The sequence below is a fragment of the Sphaerobacter thermophilus DSM 20745 genome (assembly GCF_000024985.1).
Taxonomy (GTDB): domain Bacteria; phylum Chloroflexota; class Chloroflexia; order Thermomicrobiales; family Thermomicrobiaceae; genus Sphaerobacter; species Sphaerobacter thermophilus.
On the sequence record NC_013523.1, the window covers coordinates 1,787,549 to 1,803,391 of the forward strand.

Annotated in this window: 15 protein-coding genes and 2 tRNA genes; 13 read left to right on the forward strand and 4 right to left on the reverse strand. The window is 68.1% G+C overall.

Annotated elements, in window-relative coordinates; all coding sequences use genetic code 11:
* Nucleotides 1–107 precede the first annotated feature (107 nt).
* The 7 genes from STHE_RS08225 to STHE_RS08255 all read left to right on the forward strand — a co-directional run bounded on the left by STHE_RS08225 (nt 108) and on the right by STHE_RS08255 (nt 5,888).
* Nucleotides 108–1,037: an ABC transporter permease gene (locus tag STHE_RS08225; RefSeq protein ID WP_012872104.1), complete on the forward strand. Its 930-nt coding sequence runs from the start codon at nt 108–110 to the stop codon at nt 1,035–1,037.
* Between the two features lie 28 nt (nt 1,038–1,065).
* Nucleotides 1,066–1,971 carry an ABC transporter permease gene (locus STHE_RS08230; RefSeq protein ID WP_012872105.1) on the forward strand — a complete coding sequence of 302 codons (906 nt, stop codon included), beginning with the start codon at nt 1,066–1,068 and terminating at the stop codon, nt 1,969–1,971.
* Between the two features lie 30 nt (nt 1,972–2,001).
* Nucleotides 2,002–3,318, forward strand: coding sequence for a CapA family protein (locus tag STHE_RS08235; RefSeq protein WP_012872106.1), 1,317 nt, complete (start codon nt 2,002–2,004; stop codon nt 3,316–3,318).
* 208 nt (nt 3,319–3,526) lie between these two features.
* Complete coding sequence (locus STHE_RS08240) at nt 3,527–4,114, forward strand: HNH endonuclease (RefSeq protein WP_012872107.1); 588 nt, start codon at nt 3,527–3,529, stop codon at nt 4,112–4,114.
* 92 nt (nt 4,115–4,206) lie between these two features.
* Complete coding sequence (serS, locus tag STHE_RS08245; protein ID WP_012872108.1) at nt 4,207–5,490, forward strand: serine--tRNA ligase; 1,284 nt, start codon at nt 4,207–4,209, stop codon at nt 5,488–5,490.
* Between the two features lie 208 nt (nt 5,491–5,698).
* Nucleotides 5,699–5,781, forward strand: a tRNA-Ser gene (locus STHE_RS08250).
* Between the two features lie 17 nt (nt 5,782–5,798).
* Nucleotides 5,799–5,888 (forward strand) — tRNA-Ser (locus tag STHE_RS08255).
* Between the two features lie 657 nt (nt 5,889–6,545).
* Here STHE_RS08255 and STHE_RS17915 read toward each other — a convergent pair.
* Nucleotides 6,546–6,956 (reverse strand): hypothetical protein, encoded by a 411-nt coding sequence (locus STHE_RS17915; RefSeq protein WP_012872110.1) that lies wholly within the window; start codon nt 6,954–6,956, stop codon nt 6,546–6,548.
* Between the two features lie 279 nt (nt 6,957–7,235).
* Between STHE_RS17915 and STHE_RS08265 the strand changes: the two genes are divergently transcribed.
* Both STHE_RS08265 and STHE_RS08270 read left to right on the forward strand, forming a co-directional pair.
* On the forward strand, nt 7,236–8,303 hold the full coding sequence (locus STHE_RS08265) for an SIS domain-containing protein (protein WP_012872111.1): 1,068 nt from the start codon (nt 7,236–7,238) through the stop codon (nt 8,301–8,303).
* Nucleotides 8,304–8,337: 34 nt separating this feature from the next.
* The gene (locus STHE_RS08270) at nt 8,338–9,603 is read left to right on the forward strand and encodes an MFS transporter (RefSeq protein WP_012872112.1); all 1,266 of its coding nucleotides are present in this window, start codon (nt 8,338–8,340) and stop codon (nt 9,601–9,603) included.
* Nucleotides 9,604–9,630: 27 nt separating this feature from the next.
* On the opposite strand, the gene dnaJ is transcribed toward STHE_RS08270, so the two are convergent.
* Nucleotides 9,631–10,752, reverse strand: coding sequence for a molecular chaperone DnaJ (dnaJ, locus tag STHE_RS08275; protein ID WP_012872113.1), 1,122 nt, complete (start codon nt 10,750–10,752; stop codon nt 9,631–9,633).
* Between the two features lie 244 nt (nt 10,753–10,996).
* Between dnaJ and STHE_RS08280 the strand changes: the two genes are divergently transcribed.
* A complete protein-coding gene (locus STHE_RS08280; RefSeq protein WP_012872114.1) occupies nt 10,997–11,464 on the forward strand; it encodes a phosphoribosyltransferase in 468 nt (155 codons plus the stop codon).
* 30 nt (nt 11,465–11,494) lie between these two features.
* On the opposite strand, the gene STHE_RS08285 is transcribed toward STHE_RS08280, so the two are convergent.
* Together STHE_RS08285 and STHE_RS08290 are read right to left on the reverse strand one after the other, a co-directional pair.
* Entirely contained in the window at nt 11,495–12,193 is a 699-nt protein-coding gene (locus tag STHE_RS08285) for an HAD family hydrolase (protein WP_012872115.1), read from the reverse strand.
* Complete coding sequence (locus tag STHE_RS08290) at nt 12,190–13,209, reverse strand: ADP-ribosylglycohydrolase family protein (RefSeq protein ID WP_012872116.1); 1,020 nt, start codon at nt 13,207–13,209, stop codon at nt 12,190–12,192. The genes STHE_RS08285 and STHE_RS08290 overlap by 4 nt, the downstream gene beginning before the upstream one ends.
* 239 nt (nt 13,210–13,448) lie before the next feature.
* Between STHE_RS08290 and STHE_RS08295 the strand changes: the two genes are divergently transcribed.
* From STHE_RS08295 to STHE_RS08305, 3 genes are all read left to right on the forward strand, one after another.
* Nucleotides 13,449–13,808, forward strand: coding sequence for a hypothetical protein (locus tag STHE_RS08295; RefSeq protein ID WP_012872117.1), 360 nt, complete (start codon nt 13,449–13,451; stop codon nt 13,806–13,808).
* 215 nt (nt 13,809–14,023) lie between these two features.
* Nucleotides 14,024–14,629 (forward strand): LabA-like NYN domain-containing protein, encoded by a 606-nt coding sequence (locus STHE_RS08300; protein WP_012872118.1) that lies wholly within the window; start codon nt 14,024–14,026, stop codon nt 14,627–14,629.
* Between the two features lie 61 nt (nt 14,630–14,690).
* Complete coding sequence (locus STHE_RS08305; protein WP_012872119.1) at nt 14,691–15,827, forward strand: M20 family metallopeptidase; 1,137 nt, start codon at nt 14,691–14,693, stop codon at nt 15,825–15,827.
* Nucleotides 15,828–15,843: the final 16 nt, after the last annotated feature.

Sequence of the window (15,843 nt, forward strand, 5' to 3'; positions counted from 1 at the left end):
GGCGCCCGGCACAGGGCCAGGGCAGGCCGGCGGGCATGGCGTGGGACGTCACGGGCCGGACCGAGTTCGGCACCGTTCCGCACGATCAAAGGGGGCGAGTCTAGCCCATGCTGAGATATATCGTGGTCCGCCTCGCGCAGGGGGCGCTCGCCATCTTTCTGGTGAGCGTCGTCACCTTCGGTCTCATGCACCTTGCCCCTGGCGACCCGGTGAGCCTCTTCGTCGGTGAGGCTCAGGTCACCCAGGAGCAGGTCGACATGCTGCGCCGCAAGTGGGGACTGGACCAACCGGTTTACCAGCAGTACCTGCGGTGGCTCGGCAACCTGCTGCGGGGCGACTTCGGCGAATCGCTCATCGTTCGGCCAGGCGCATCGGTCGCGGACATCATCAAGGAGGCAGCCCCGCTGACGATCAAGCTCAACCTGCTCGCGCTGTTCTTCTCCGTCGCCCTGGCCATCCCGGCGGGAATCGTCGCCGGACTCAAGCGCAACTCGCTTTTCGACTACGTGAGCGTCGTAGCGTCGACGCTGGGGGTCGCCCTTCCGAACTTCTGGGTTGCCCTTGTCTCGATCATCATCTTCGGCAGCATGCTCGGCTGGCTACCCACCTACGGCTTGAGCTCGTGGACCGGCTACATCTTGCCGGTAGCGGTCCTGGCCCTGGACCAGACCGCTGTTCTGACGCGGCTCATGCGAGGCGCAACCCAGGAGGTGTTGGGTCAGGAGTACGTCACCACCGCGCGGGCGAAAGGACTCGGCCAGGCCGCACTCCTCTCCCGCCACGTCGTCCGCAACGCCTTGCTGCCGATCGTCACGGTGATCGGTTACCGGATCGCGTTCCTTCTGAGCGGCACGATCGTGATTGAGACGGTCTTCGCCTTGCCCGGAATCGGCCGAGTCTTCATCAACTCGGTCTACCGGTTCGACTACCAGGTCGTCCAAGCCGTCGTGCTGCTCCTGGCGATCGTCGTGGTGCTAGGCAACCTCCTGACGGACCTCGTGTACACCTACGTCGACCCACGCATCCGCATCCGCTAGTCTGGAGATCACACGACAGGAAACGAGCATGCAGTCGACCCACGAGCAGTCAGCAGCCGCCGTCGACAAACTGTCGGGCAACGCTCGCCCGCAACGGTCCGAGTTCTCGCGGATCTGGCGCCGCTTCAGGCGCCACCGCCTGGGACTGGCAGGACTGACGTTCATCGGCCTGCTGGTCGTGACAGCGCTGCTCGCCGATCTTCTCGCGCCCTACTCGCCCATCCAGTCCGTGAGCGGTATGCGCGGCGTCGGTCCGTCCTGGTCACACCCCCTCGGCTTTGACCACATCGGCAGGGACATCCTCAGCCGCATCATTTTCGGCACCCGCATCGCCCTCATCGTGGGAATCGGCGCCACGGGGATCGCGGTGACCATCGGAGTTCTGGTCGGCGCCACCGCGGGCTACTTCGGCGGCTGGGTGGACAATCTGCTCTCCCGAGCAGTGGACACGCTGATGGCGTTCCCGACGCTCGTCCTGCTGATCGCCCTCACTGCCGTCGTCGGGCCGAGCCTCCGGACCGTGGTGATCGTAATCGGAGCCACCGTGTGGGCGCAGTACGCCCGCGTCGTCCGCGCCGACACTATGAGCCTCCGTGAGCGCGACTTCACGCTGGCCGCGCGTGTGGCAGGAGCCACCAATGCACGGATCATCTTCCGGCACCTCGTGCCCAACGTCCTCGGTCCGGTGATCGTCCTGGCCAGCCTGGCGGTTGGAGGGATCATCATCTACGAGTCGACACTGTCGTTCCTTGGCCTCGGCATTCAGCCCCCAGAACCCTCCTGGGGCGGGATGCTGGCCGACGGCCGTGCCTACATCGTGCACTACCCCCACATCGCCATCGCTCCCGGGGTGATGATTACCTTGACCGTCCTTGCCTTCAATCTGCTCGGCGATGGCCTGCGCGACGCGCTTGACCCGCGCACGCGCGACTGATGGCCACGAAGGGGATGAGGGAGGTCCGCCGTGACAGATCACCAGCCGTTGCGGCTCGCCCTGACCGGAGACAGCATCATTACGCGCCGGTTCGCGGCCCCGCCCGGTAGCCCGTTCGACCAGCTCCGGCAGATCATCCGTGAGGCCGACGTCGCCTTCACCAACCTGGAGGTGGTCCCGAACGACTTCCAGGGGTACCCGGCCTACGAAAGCGGCGGCTCGCACCTGGGCGCGCCGTCCTGGGTCATCGACGAACTCGTCGATATGGGCTTCGACCTTTTCGCCACGGCGACGAACCACTCGCTCAACTACAGCATCGCCGGGCTGCTCGCGCTCATCGACATCCTGGAGCGCAAGGGCGTCGCCTACGCCGGGATCGGCCGCAACCTCGCCGAGGCACGCATGCCCGTGTACCTCGACTCACCCAGGGGCAGCATCGCGATGATCTCCTGTGCCTCCACCTTCGCCCCAGGGCAGGAAGCATCCGAGCAGCGGCCCGACATGCTGGGTCGTCCCGGACTCAACCCCCTCCGCTACGAGACCATTTACGACGTGCTCCCTGACCAACTCGAGACGCTGCGGCGGATCGCGGAGGAGTTGGGCCTCGAGCGCCAGCGGCTGGAGCGCATCCAACTCGGCTTCGCCTTCCCGCCCGACTCGCCAGACATCTTCCCCTTCCTCGACACCAACTTTCGCGCGGCCGACCGCGTTGCGGTGCACACGACTCCGAAGGCCAAGGATCTCGACGCCATCGCCACCTGGGTCCGCGAGGCGCGCGCCCGCGCCGACTTCGTCCTGGTCAGCCTGCACGCACACGAGCAGGGCAGCGACCGCGAGGAACCTGCCGCCTTCATCCGCACCTTCGCCCATCGCATGATCGACGAGGGCGCGGATGTCGTCGTGGGCCACGGTCCGCACCTGCTACGCGGCATGGAGTGCTATCGGGGCAAGCCGATCTTCTACAGCCTCGGCAACTTCTTCGGCCAGAACGAGCTAACGCTGAAAATCCCGTCCGACTCCTACGAACGCTTCCGCATCGATCCGAGCCGGACCCCCAGCGAGATGTATCGCATCCGCCACGACGACGACCGCAAGGGCTTCCCGGCAGACTCCCGCTACTGGGAAACCGTCGTACCCATCTGCCACCTCGCGGAGGGACGCGTCACCAAGATCGAAATCGTCCCCGTCTCGCTTGGACACGGTGAGCCGAGTCATCGCCGAGGAAAACCACGACTCGCGACCGGCGCACATGCGGAGGCCATCCTGAAGCGCTTTGCCGCCCTGTCGGAGCCGTACGGCACCCGAATCGACCTTGACGGCGAGCGCGCCTTCGTCCGGATTGACTAGCCTGGCTGGTCACAGCGCTACCCCGCCGCGGGTCACGGGCTGCCAGGCCCGACGGGTGGTCAACCAGGTCACAAACAGGTCGACTCGGGGCGCGCATCCCAACCCTGCTGCGCGCCCCGTCGCGTTGTGTATAGGTTTGTCACTTGCTATAGTTGAGTCGGCTTAGCGTCTCCCGAAGCGGATTCATACGGACGAACAGAGGCGCCCCTTGGATGACCAACAGGTAACTCAGCACACCAACGGGAACCACCTGAACGGGCACCACCCGGTCCTGGTCCTGAACCACAACTACGAGCCGCTCAACGTTTGCAACCTGCGCCGCGCGATCGTCCTCGTCCTCAGCGGCAAGGCCGAGGTACTCGAGGCGTACGATGTCACCGTGGCCTCGGCACGCCAGCGATTCGACGCGCCCTCGGTGATCCGCCTCGCCTACCTGATCCGCAGGCCACGCCCGCGCGTCAAGCTCTGCCGGCGCGAGATCTTCATCCGCGACGACTACACCTGCCAGTACTGCGGCACGCGGACCCACGACCTGACCATCGACCACGTCGTGCCGCGATCCCGCGGTGGCGGCCATACCTGGTCCAACCTCGTCAGCGCCTGCCGCGTCTGCAACCACCGCAAGGGCGGGAAGACGCTCGCCGAGGCGCGCTTGACGCTGCGCCGCGAGCCGTTCGAGCCGCGCCCGGGCCGCTACTACACCATCCAGCGGGCGCTCAACTCCCGCGTCAATCCCGACTGGTTGCCGTTCATCCCTGGCTACGAGCCGTTGAAAAGTGCCAGCAGTAGTGGCTGAGCGGGGCGAGCCCATGCTGCCGTCGCCCGCTCCGGCCCTACGTGCGTAGGGCCGTCCGTTTGTCAGCCGACCGCTGTGGTGGAGGGACGACCATGATTGACCTGCGGTTGATCCGCGAGCAGCCCGATCTCGTGCGCGAGGCGCTCGCCAAGCTCAACACCGAAGCACCTATCGACGAGATCCTCGAGCTGGACGAACGTCGCCGGGCGCTCCTGGCGGAGGTCGAGGAACTCAAGGCCCGCCGCAACGCCGGGTCGAAAGAGATCAGCCGGCTTGCCCCTGGACCGGAGCGCGACGCCCGCATCGCGGAGATGCGCGGCCTCGGGGACAAGATCCAGGAACTCGACGCACAGGTGGCCGAGACGGACGCCGCGCTCAGAGACCTCCTGCTCCAGGTGCCGAACCTGCCCGACCCCGACGTGCCGGTCGGGCCGGACGAATCGGCCAATGTGGTCGTCCGCCACTGGGGCGAGCCGCGCGACTTCCCCTACCCCGTCCGCCCGCACTGGGAGATCGGCGAGGAACTGGGCCTGATCGATTTCGAGCGCGGGGTCAAGGTGTCCGGCTCGCGCTTCTACTTCTTCCGCGGGGACATGGCGCGCCTCCAACGGGCGCTGGCTACCTGGATGATCGACCTGCACGTCCGCGAGCACGGATACACCGAACTGTACGCCCCGGTCCTCGTCCGCCCCGACGCCCTAATCGGCACCGGCAACCTGCCCAAGTTCGGCGACGCCCTCTACCGCGACGACGAGTCGGACCTGTGGCTGATCCCGACCGCCGAGGTACCGGTGACGAACCTCTACGCCGACGAGATCCTGGATGCCGACGCGCTCCCGATCTACCACGTCGCCCAGACGCCCTGCTTCCGCCGGGAGCAGCTCTCGGCCGGGCGCGACGTGCGTGGGATCAAGCGCGTCCACCAGTTCGAGAAGGTCGAGATGGTCAAGTTCGTCGCGCCCGAGACGTCGGACGACGAACTGAACTCGCTGGTCGCGAACGCTGAGGAAGTCCTCCAGCGGCTCAACATCCCCTACCGCGTCGTGCAGATGTGCACCGGCGACCTCTCGTTCACGGCCGCCAAGAAGTTCGACCTGGAGGCATGGGCACCCGGTAGCCAGGACTGGCTGGAGGTGTCGTCCTGCTCGAACTTCCGGGACTTCCAGGCGCGCCGGGCCAACATCCGCTACCGGCCAGCCGACGGCGCACGGCCCCAGTTCGTCCACACCCTGAACGGCTCGGGGCTCGCCCTCCCGCGCACCCTGATCGCCATCATGGAGAACTACCAGCGCGAGGACGGCACGATCGAGATCCCGGAGGTCCTGCGCCCCTACATGGGTGGCCAGGAAGTCATCGGCCGCCAGCCGGTCTTCTGACCGGCTGGCGCGCCCGCCCGGCCCTCACCGCCGGCCCCTCTCCCAAGGTTGGGAGAGGGGGGCCGAACCGGGGCAGCACCGGTTCCGCGCCGATTGAAGGCATCCGGTAACTCTGCTATACTGACATGCCGACAGCGGCAACGCGTGGCCCCACGATCCCGGTCTACCCGCCCACGGCTGCCGTCGAAGCTGGTCGGCCGGGTGCCGCGGAGAGGTGGCCGAGTGGTTTAAGGCGGCTGTCTTGAAAACAGTTGACCGAAAGGTCCGGGGGTTCGAATCCCTCCCTCTCCGCCGACAAACGAATACCGGGGAAGGTGCCAGAGTGGTCGAATGGGGCCGCCTGCTAAGCGGTTGAGGGCGAATTAAGTCCTCCCAGGGTTCGAATCCCTGCCTTCCCGCCCACGAAACAGGAGCGCCTGGGCTGTACAGTCCAGGCGCTCTCGCTTTGGAGGGCGGCGGTCCGAGCCGCCGCTTTGGTATCGCGCGGCGTCAGCCGCACCCGGGTTGGTACCGCGCCGACGTAGGGATGCACGATGGGTGGTGCGACGGACCCCGCGCGGTGATCCCGTTCCGGGGCGGGTGCTGCGACGGATCCCGCATCCCGGCCCGTGCCCGGGGCTAAAGCCGCCGGGCTGAATAGTGGGTAAGCCCACTGAAGGGGCTACAATGGCCACACCGGGGCGGTGGTGATCCGGCTTCCCATCGGGCGCCATCTTCCCAACCCCTTCAGTGGGCTTCGCTTCGTAGCCCGGCGGCTTTAGCCCCGGGCACCCGTCGCGGTGCGGGACCCGTCTCGCCACCCGTCGCGGATCCGGTCTGTGGCCGCCCGAGCCGACTGATGCGGGCGGGAGACGGAGCGGCCGGCATGCCGGGTTATGTCGTCAACCTCCATGACCCCAGGGCCGTGACCATGCCTCAGGGCCCCTCGCACCACGCGCCCCGGACACATGCCGCGGCCCGGAACCGCGTCACGCAGTCTGAAGGTCCTGAGCAGGACATGCCGGTCAATCGGATCGGCAGCACAATTCTGCTGACCTCCCCATGACCACCCCGTGCTACCGTGCGTACTCGCGAGCACGGATCCAGAGGGCGACCAACCCCACTTCCGCCAGGCCCAGGAGGAAGTACAAGACTTGGAGGTTGCGCGTGATGCCGGGGATTGAGCCGACGATGAGCACCTCCGCGATGATCCAGCCCATCATGATGGCGCCCACCAGCGCCGAAAGCTGGGGTGCGCCATCATGGCGTCGGAGGACGGCGATGAGCCCGGCGAGTTGGCTCCCACCTACGACGACGCCCAGGATAAGGCCGGGGATCGTGTAACTCGTGAAGGGACTGCCCGTGAGCCACTCGGTGGGATATTCGATGCCACCGCCGAGCAGCCCGACCGCTCCGGCTGCCGCGCTGACGGATCCGACGACCTGCAACGCGATGAGCCCGATACGCACCCCTCGTGGTGACGTCACGTCGCACCTCCCATCGTGAGTCACCTGCGGCACACGTTCGATACTCCGCACCCACAGCGTGCGCGCTCCTCGCTGGCGAGGGCATCAGTGTCTGCCACCAAGGCGCTACAGTCTTGTGCCAGGCTGCTTGGTGCCCGACGCCGGCCGTGCAGGCGATTGGATGGTACGCGCTGGCCGTTCGTATGGTAGCGTGGCGCGCGTGCGACGTTGAACGATCGCCAGGGAGGGCATGGGCGCCTGCGCCCACCGTGCCACCGGCTCGCTGATGGGGAGGTATCAATGAGCGCGCCGACGACCGACTCGATGATGTACCAGACCATGCACCGCCAGCCGGACGATCTGCGGCGGCTGCTTGATACCGGCTGGGAGCCGGCGCAGGATGCCGCGGAGCGAATCGCCGGTGCACGCCGCGTCTTCCTGGTCGGCATCGGCACCAGCTACCACGCGGCCCAGGTCGGGGCCTGGCTGCTCGCGGCAGCCGGCAGCGATGCCCGTGCCGTCCTGTCCTTCGATTTCGCCCGGTACCCGGTGCAGTTCGGCCTCCAATCGGACGACGCCGTGATCGTGATGGCGCATACGGGCGTGAAGCGCTTCTCGTCGGAGGCCCTGGAAGCCGCGGTCGCGTTGGGAGCCACCGTCTTGTCGGTCGGCAGCCTGACTGCCGAGCACCCCGGCTCGCAGCTCGTGCTGCGCACCGTCGAGCGGGAGAAGTCGGCCGCCTACACGTCGTCGCACCTCTGCGCGATGACCGTGCTGGCGCAGGTCGCCACCTGCCTCGGAGACAAGCGCGGCGCGACCGCCACCGCGGACTTCCGCACCGCGCTGGAGGCGCTGCCGGATCAAGTGGCCGGCGTGCTGGCGCGTGAGGATGAGGTGCTGCCGGTGGCCCGCGAGGCGACGACCCGCCGGGTCTACGCGGCCGGAGCCGGGCCAAATGCGGTGAGCGCCACCGAGGCGGTCATCAAGGTGCGCGAGGCCGCGTACGGCTGGATCGACGGGCTGCCGCTGGAGCAGTTCGTGCACGGACCGATGGTGGCGGTCAATGCGGATGATCTGGTCGTGCTCATCAACGTGCCCGGTGCGGCGCAAGAGCGCGTCCGCGAGGTGGCGGCGGTGCTGGCGGCCGTGGGCGCGCGGCTGTGGCTGGTCGGCGAAGGCGTGGAAGCCGTGCCGGACGCCACCGTCTTCGAACTCCCGGCAGTCCCGGAGATGATCTCGCCGCTCCTGACGGTCGTGCCAATGCAGATGCTCGCCTACCAGATGGCCGTCGTGAAGGGCGTCAACCCGGACACCTTCCGCCGGGATAATCCCACCTACGCCGCCGCCTTCGGGCTGATGAAGCTGTGACGGCGTCGGACGCGTCGGGAGCAGGGAGGAGCGGATGGGAGCTCGACTGCGAGCGCGCCTGCCACCGCGTTGGGTGGTCGCGGTGTCCCTCGCGGTCGCCGCGTCGATCCTGGGCGACTCCCTGCTCTACGCCGTCCTACCGGTCGTCTGGGACGACCTCGGCCTCGCGGTTGCGTCAGTCGGAGTTCTGCTGAGCGTCAACCGCTGGGTGCGGCTGGTCTCGAATTCCATCGCAGGCTGGGTCGTGACGCGCACCGGCGTCCGCGGCCCGTTCGTGGCCTCACTGTTCGTCGCCGCGCTCACCACCGCGGCCTACGCCTCCGGCCTCGGCTTCATCGTTCTCCTCATCGCGCGCGCCGTGTGGGGGGTCTGCTGGTCTTTCCTACGCCTCGGTGGTTACCTGGCGGCCCTGGAAGCTGCGCGCGACGGCAATCGCGGCTACTACCTGGGCTTCTTCAACGGCGTGGTGCGGTTCGGGAGCTTCGTTGCCGTGCTCACGGGCGGGCTCCTGACCGACCTGCTGGGGTTCGAGACGACGGTATTCATTTTCACCGCGATCAGCATCGTCGGCGCCGTCGCCGTCCTGCGCGAGCGGCCGCCCTCACCCCAGCGACCCAGCCAGGTGACGGTGCGGATCCCAAGCGATCAGCCAGCGACCGACCGCGAGTCCATGCCCCGGATCGCCCGGCTCCGCTTCCGCGTCGTCTCCGTCGCAGTCTTCCTGCATGGCGTGGCCATCAGCGGGTTGGTGACCGCCACGCTTGGCCTGTGGCTGTTGCGGTCCTACGGCGAGACCACCCCGGTGCTCGGCATCGCCCTCGGGGTAGCCACCGTCACCGGCGTCTTGCTGTCAGCGCGCTTCCTTGGGGACTTCCTGTGGGGGCCGGTCGTCGGTCACCTCTCGGACCGCTGGGGACCGGTCCGCGTCACACTCGTGGCCGGGGCGGTTGAGGTCGCGACACTGGCAATGCTGGCGTTGCCCGTTTCGCTCGCCTGGACCGCCGTCACCGCCATCACCCTGTTCCTCGCCTCGACTGCCCTCCAGGTGTCGCTCGATGCGACCGTCGGCGGACTGGCCCCGGAGGCCCAGCGCGCCCGGTTGCTCGGGTGGTACAGCACCTGGCTCGACCTCGGCGCCGCGACGGGGCCGCTGCTGGGCTACGCCATCGCGGGTGGGGCGCAGCTCCAGTGGTTGTACCTCGCGGTAGCCGTGTCGCTCGCGGTGGTCGGCGTGGTGTACGTGGCCGTCTTCACGCGGGAAGGCAAGGGCGACCTCGCCGGAGCCAGTCCGGCCCGGTGAATGACGAGCGGTCTATGCCAGGGGAGTCTAGACGCCGAGCGCGTCCTTGATCTTGCCGAAGAAACCGCGGCGATTACCGTCCTCGAGGTCCGGGGTGGTAAGGGTCTCAGCCAGCTTGCGCAGCAGCTCCCGCTGCTCGGGCGTGATCTCGGTCGGGATCACTACCCGCACGGTGACGATCTGATCGCCGCGCGCACCGCCTCGGACGTCGGGCACTCCCTTTCCCCGCAGGCGAAACTGCTGCCCCGGTTGGGTCCCAGGTGGGATCTTCAGCTCCACCGGGCCGTCGACGGTCGGCACCTCGACCTCGGCCCCGAGCGCAGCCTGTACCATGTTGAGCGGCAGATCCAGGTGGATCTGCTTCCCCTGCCGAACGAAGTAGGGGTGCGGTTGGACGCGGATGCGCACATACAGGTTGCCCGGCGTCCCGTTCGGCACGTGCTCGCCCTGGCCGGTCAGGCGCAGCGTCGAGTCACTGTCGACCCCCGCCGGGATCGTGACCGCGATGGTGCGCGTCTTGGCCACCCGGCCTCGTCCGCGACAGGTGGGGCACGGATCGGAGATTACTCGCCCCTCGCCCCCGCAGTTGTCGCACGGCATCGCCGTGACGAACTGACCAAGGATGGTGTGCTGCACCCGGCGGACCTCGCCGCTGCCGCCGCACACCGGGCAGACAGGCGGCTGCTTGCCCCCGCGCATACGCGTGCCGCGGCAATCGTCGCACAGCTCGAGGCGCGTGACCTCGACCTCTTTCTCGGTCCCGAAGATCGCCTCTTCGAAGGTCAACTCAACCGAGGTCTCGAGGTCGGCCCCGCGCACCGGCCCGCGGCTCCTGCGCCCGCCACCGCCGAAGAACGTCTCGAAGATGTCGCTGAAGGGCGAGCCGCTGAAGCCGAAGGGGTCGCCAGCCGCGCCGAACCCGCCAGAGACACCCGCGTGGCCGAAGCGGTCGTAGGCAGCGCGGCGCTCCTCATCCCCCAGGACCTCGTACGCTTCGTTGATCTCCTTGAAGCGTTCCTCTGCGCCTTCTTCTCGGTTGACGTCGGGGTGGTACTTACGAGCAAGCCGCCGGTAGGCACGCCGGATCTCCTCCGCCGTCGCGTTCCGGCTGACGCCCAAGATCTCGTAGTAGTCGCGCTTTGCGGTCATGCTCTGCCTGTGCGGTCGCGGGCTGTCCCGGTGTCTCAGGTCGGTAACACACTCCTGCCCGGCATCATCCGGGCAGGGACCATAACCCTCAGTATATCACCCTACCTGCCGCCTTCAAGGTCGCTTAGCACTCGCAAGCGTCGAGTGCTAAGGAACGGACACGGATCCTCGCGCGGAGCCGTGGTATTCTTCGCGGAAACGGGCGCGGGGTGGCGCGCAGGGGTCTGACCGGCGGGAGGCAACGGTGGAGATCGGGGTCGAGCGGCGCATTCTCTCCTGGCAGGAGATCGCGGACCTGGTGCAGGTGCTGGCTGAGAAGCTTCCGACGGACTACGACGCGCTCCTGGCGATCACCCGTGGCGGCATGATCCCGGCCTGCCTCCTCTCCGAGCAGATGGACATGCGGAACATCATGGTCGCCGCCGTGCAGTTCTACACCACCGTGGGCGAAACCCTGGACGAACCGCGCTTTTTCCAGTTCCCCCACGCCGAACTGCTCAAGGGCCAGCGCATCCTGGTGGTCGACGACGTGTGGGACAGCGGCCGAACCGTCGTCGCCGTCCGCGACCGCATCCGCGCCGCCGGCGGGCACCCGGAGGTGGCCGTGCTCCACTTCAAGCCGACCCGCTCGCACTTCCCGGGCGACGCCCCCGACTACTTTGCCGCTGAAACCGACGAGTGGATCGTCTACCCCTGGGAGCCGGAGGAATAGGGCGGACGGCACTCACGACGCGCGCGTCGATCATCCGGACCGGGCAGCGTCACCACCGGCGCGGAGCCACCCTGCCCCGTCAAGCCACGGGAGCACCGCATCGAGCGAGGTGAGGATCGCATCAGCCCGGTCGAGCCCGGGCAGGTCGGCCGTCATCGCGTTCGGCACCGCGAGACACCGCATGCCCGCTTCCTTGGCCGCGGCCACGCCGTTGGGTGCGTCTTCCAGCGCCACGCACGCCGCGGGCGGGAGCCCCAACCCCGCGGCGGCCGCCAGGTAGATGTCCGGCGCCGGCTTCCCGGCGGAGACTTGCTCGCCGGTAACTTCAAACGCGAACGCGCCCTCCAGCTCCAGTGCGGCCAGAGCGACGTCGACGTAGCGCCGGTGGCCGGAGGTCGCCAGCGCCAGCGGCACACCCCGCGCCTGAAGCGCCGCCACCAGCTCTCGCGCCCCGGGCATCGGGTGGAGCCGGCCTGGCAGCGCCGCGAAGAAGTGCGCGTCCCGCCGTGCCATGACCTCCTCGACGGTCAGGGGCAGGCCCAGCCGATCGCGCACCAGCCGGGCACTGTCCATCAGGCGCAGCCCGAACATCTCCGCCAGCAGCGCGTCGTCGAGGGTGTGGCCCAGTTCAGCCAGGAAGGCTTCCCAGGCGGCGATCTGCACCGGCTCACTATCGACCAGCAGGCCGTCGAGGTCGAAGACGACGGCTCGAACCTGTGCTCCGCTCATAGGCCGCGGTGGATCTGGAAGAAGCGTCCGGCGCGGAGCTGCGCCGCCCGATAGAGGCTCGGCCCGGCCACCAGGATGTATGCCCGGCCGGCCAGGCCTTCGACGAAGGGTTCCGGAATCGCGGTCGCACCGAGGTGGACCCCGGCCAGCGCCCCGGTCATCGCGCCGATCGTCGCTGTATCACCGCCCGCGTTGATCGCGGTGAGTACCGCCGCGGCGAAGTCGTCGGGGTGGACGACGAAGGCGTAGAGCGCCGCCGCAACCGATCCAGCGACCGAGCCGTCGGTCCCAATGCGCCGCAAGTGGGCCAGGTCCTGCTCCCGGTCCCCGCCGTTCCGCGCGAGGGCTTCCGCCAGGCGCAGGCGCTTGGCGACGTCGTCCTCGTCGATGAAGGCGGCAACCTCCGGGATCAGCACGTCCGGCGGGATGTGCTCTGCCGCCAGGAGCCAGATGGCGTACGCCATCGCCAGCGCACCGTTCAGCGCCTCCGGGTGGCTGCGGGTAATCAGGCCGGCGCGCAGGACCTCGCGCGTGAAGACCTCTGCATTCAGCCGCCCGAGCGCGTGCATCAACGCCACCGGCGCGATCTGCGGAGCGATGGTCGCGTCCGGCGGTCCGTCACCGACCACCCCCTCCTGGAACTGGTCGGTCTCCTCCATGCGCTCGATCGCACTCAAGGTCAAGGGATCCAGGAACCGGCGGCTCTCTCCCCGGGCGAGGAGCATCAGCCGGCGGCCGACCGCCTCGGGGTCGACGAAGCCCCCTGCGGAGATGAGCGCCTCCACATGGCAGAGCGCGACCTCGGTGGCATCGGTGAACTCACCCGCGGGCACGGTCTCCGTCTCGCCCTCGATCCGCGGCAGGTAGCCGTCGATCCACCCATATCGAGCGGCGATCTCTTCCCGACTCCAACCCTCGACCGGCATCCCGAGGGCATCGCCGATCCCCAGGCCGAGGAGACAGCCGAGGAACCGGTCCTTTGTCGACACCCGCGCGGTGGACTGCTCCACGCTCACCCGATCGCCACCTCTCTCCCATGCGGGACGCGCCCGCACTCAACCGCCGCGATTAAAGCACGTCCGCCCATCACGCCACAGCACACCCGCGACATGGCGTGCTCCGTGCGGGGATCTGTGGGGTGGCGGCAAGGCGACAGGCGGCAGGCGGTGCGACTTGCACCGGTCCCAGCGATCCCGGATACTGCCGTTGGCAACCAACCCGGCGGCCTGCCGCCGGAGAGGGAAGGACGACGCGCATGAATATCCTCAACGCACTGGAGCGTATTCGCGAGCTTCTCGAGGCGAACCAGGCGCGGCCGGAGACGCTGCGCCTGATCGACACGATCGAAAAGACGGCCTCCCAGCCAGGCGCCGATCGCGCGCAGGTCCGCTCGCTGCTCGAACTCGTCCGGCGCCTCATGCGCACACCGGTCGCGAACAGCAACATCGGCGTGTACGACGACCTGGCACTCCTCGAAGAGCAACTCGCCACCGCAGCCGCCGAGGCCGCGGCTCGGCGCGAGGCCGAGGAGAGCCGGCCGATGCCGAAGCCCAAGAAGTACTACAAGCAGTTGCGGGAGCGCGAAGCCCGCAAACGAGCAGCGGAGGACGAGTAGCCCCGGGAGGCGCAGAGGAGCATCGCCCGTGGATTTGTTGCCGTCCAGGCGAATTTCCCTTCCTTGGCCGATGCCAGCACCCCTGCCCGTGGCCCGCCCGGACCGCATCCACTTCACCCAAGATCGATCTGGTCCCACCAGCACGAGCGGTAGTGCCCGTTTGGGCCAGCAGCCAATACGACGTTACCCAACCGACATGATGGATGGACAAGCCTATGTGTCGACCCGATCAATTCGACAAGGTTGCTGTGTTCTTCGACATGTCCAACCTCTACTTCGCCGCACGAGACTTAGGCATCAAGATCGACTACACACGGCTGCTCGATTTCATCGTCGGGGGACGGCGCCTCCACCGTGCCTACGCCTACATGGCTGTGGCGCCGGACGACAACACGGCCGTCCCATTTCTCACCTGGCTGCGGCGCAACGGCTTTCGCGTCATCACCAAGACGCTCCGGCGCTACAGTGACGGCACCAGCAAGGGCGACCTGGACATGGAACTGGCGGTCGATCTTCTCTCCCAGGCGCCCTACATCGATGTGGCCGTCATCGTGAGCGGCGACGGCGACTTCACCTACCTGGTCGACCGGGCCCAGCGTCTGGGACTGCGGGTCGAGATCGCGTCCACGCCGCGCTATACTGCGACGGACTTGATGGAGATCGCCGACCGCTACATCGACCTGGAGGCCAACCTGCACGTCTTCGCGCTGGAGCGCGCGACACAGGCTCCGAGTCTCCCGACCATGCCGTCCGAGGGGGTATCCCGGGCGGCACACGATCCGTCGCAGGAGGACCGCAACGGCCGGCCGGATGAACTCTGAGCCACAGGCCGCAGACCGGGTCGGATGTGGGGACAGGATCAGTCAAGGGAGAGGAAGGACAATGACGCTGGTCGAGGCGATGCACGAGCGGCGCGAGCACCTGCTCGCGACCGTGGGCGAGGTGGTCCGCCGTGAGTCCCCAAGCACCGACAAGGCGGCGGTCGACGCGCTGGCCGCCTACCTCCAGGAGCAGTGCCGGGCGCTCGGTGCGGAGGTGGAGGTACACCCCCAGCGCGAGTACGGCGACCTGACCGTAACCCGCTGGGGCGGCACGGGCAGCGCCGACGAAAAGCCCCTGCTGGTCATGACCCACATCGACACGGTCTGGCCGCTTGGGACCATCGACCGCAAGCCCTTCAGCGTGGAGGGCGACATCGCGCGCGGCCCCGGCATCTTCGACATGAAGGCCAGCGTCGCCATGATGCTGGAGGCTATTCGCCTCATCCGCGAGCGCGATCTGCCGCACCGTCCGATCCAGTGGCTCATCAACACCGAGGAGGAGGTCGGCAGCCCCGTCTCCCGCCCGCTGATCGAGGAACTGGCCCGGGATAGCGCCTACGTCCTCTGTCTTGAGCCGCCGATCCCGCCGGAAGGGAAGCTCAAGACCTTCCGCAAGGGCGTCGGGATGTTCACCATGCGCATCACCGGCCGAGCCGCCCACGCCGGCGCCGACCCGGAGAAGGGCGCGAGCGCCATCCAGGAACTCGCCAACCAGATCCTCTACCTGCACAGCCTGAGCGATCTGGACCTGGGGACCACCGTCAACGTCGGGGTGGTCCACGGCGGCACGCGACCGAACGTCATCGCGGCCGAGGCGGTTGCCGAGATCGACCTCCGCGTGTCGAGCCAGGCCGAGGCCGAGCGCGTCGTGGCCGCCATCCTCGAGACCCGCCCGCGTCATCCCGGGACGAGCGTCACGGTCGAAGGCGGCCTAAACCGGCCTCCGATGGAGCGGACCCCCACAATCGTCGCCGCATTCGAGCGCGCGCGAGAGATCGGCGCTTCCCTCGGGCTCGACCTGCAAGAGGGGGGCACCGGCGGAGCCAGCGACGGCAACTTTACCGCAGCGCTGGGCGTGCCGACCATCGACGGGCTCGGTTGCCCGGGCGACGGCGGCCACGCCGAGCACGAACACATCAGCGTTACCGGGCTCGTCGAGCGGGCGGCCCTGCTCACCGGCCTTCTGACGGAGCTGTGACCGGCCTGATTGTTCA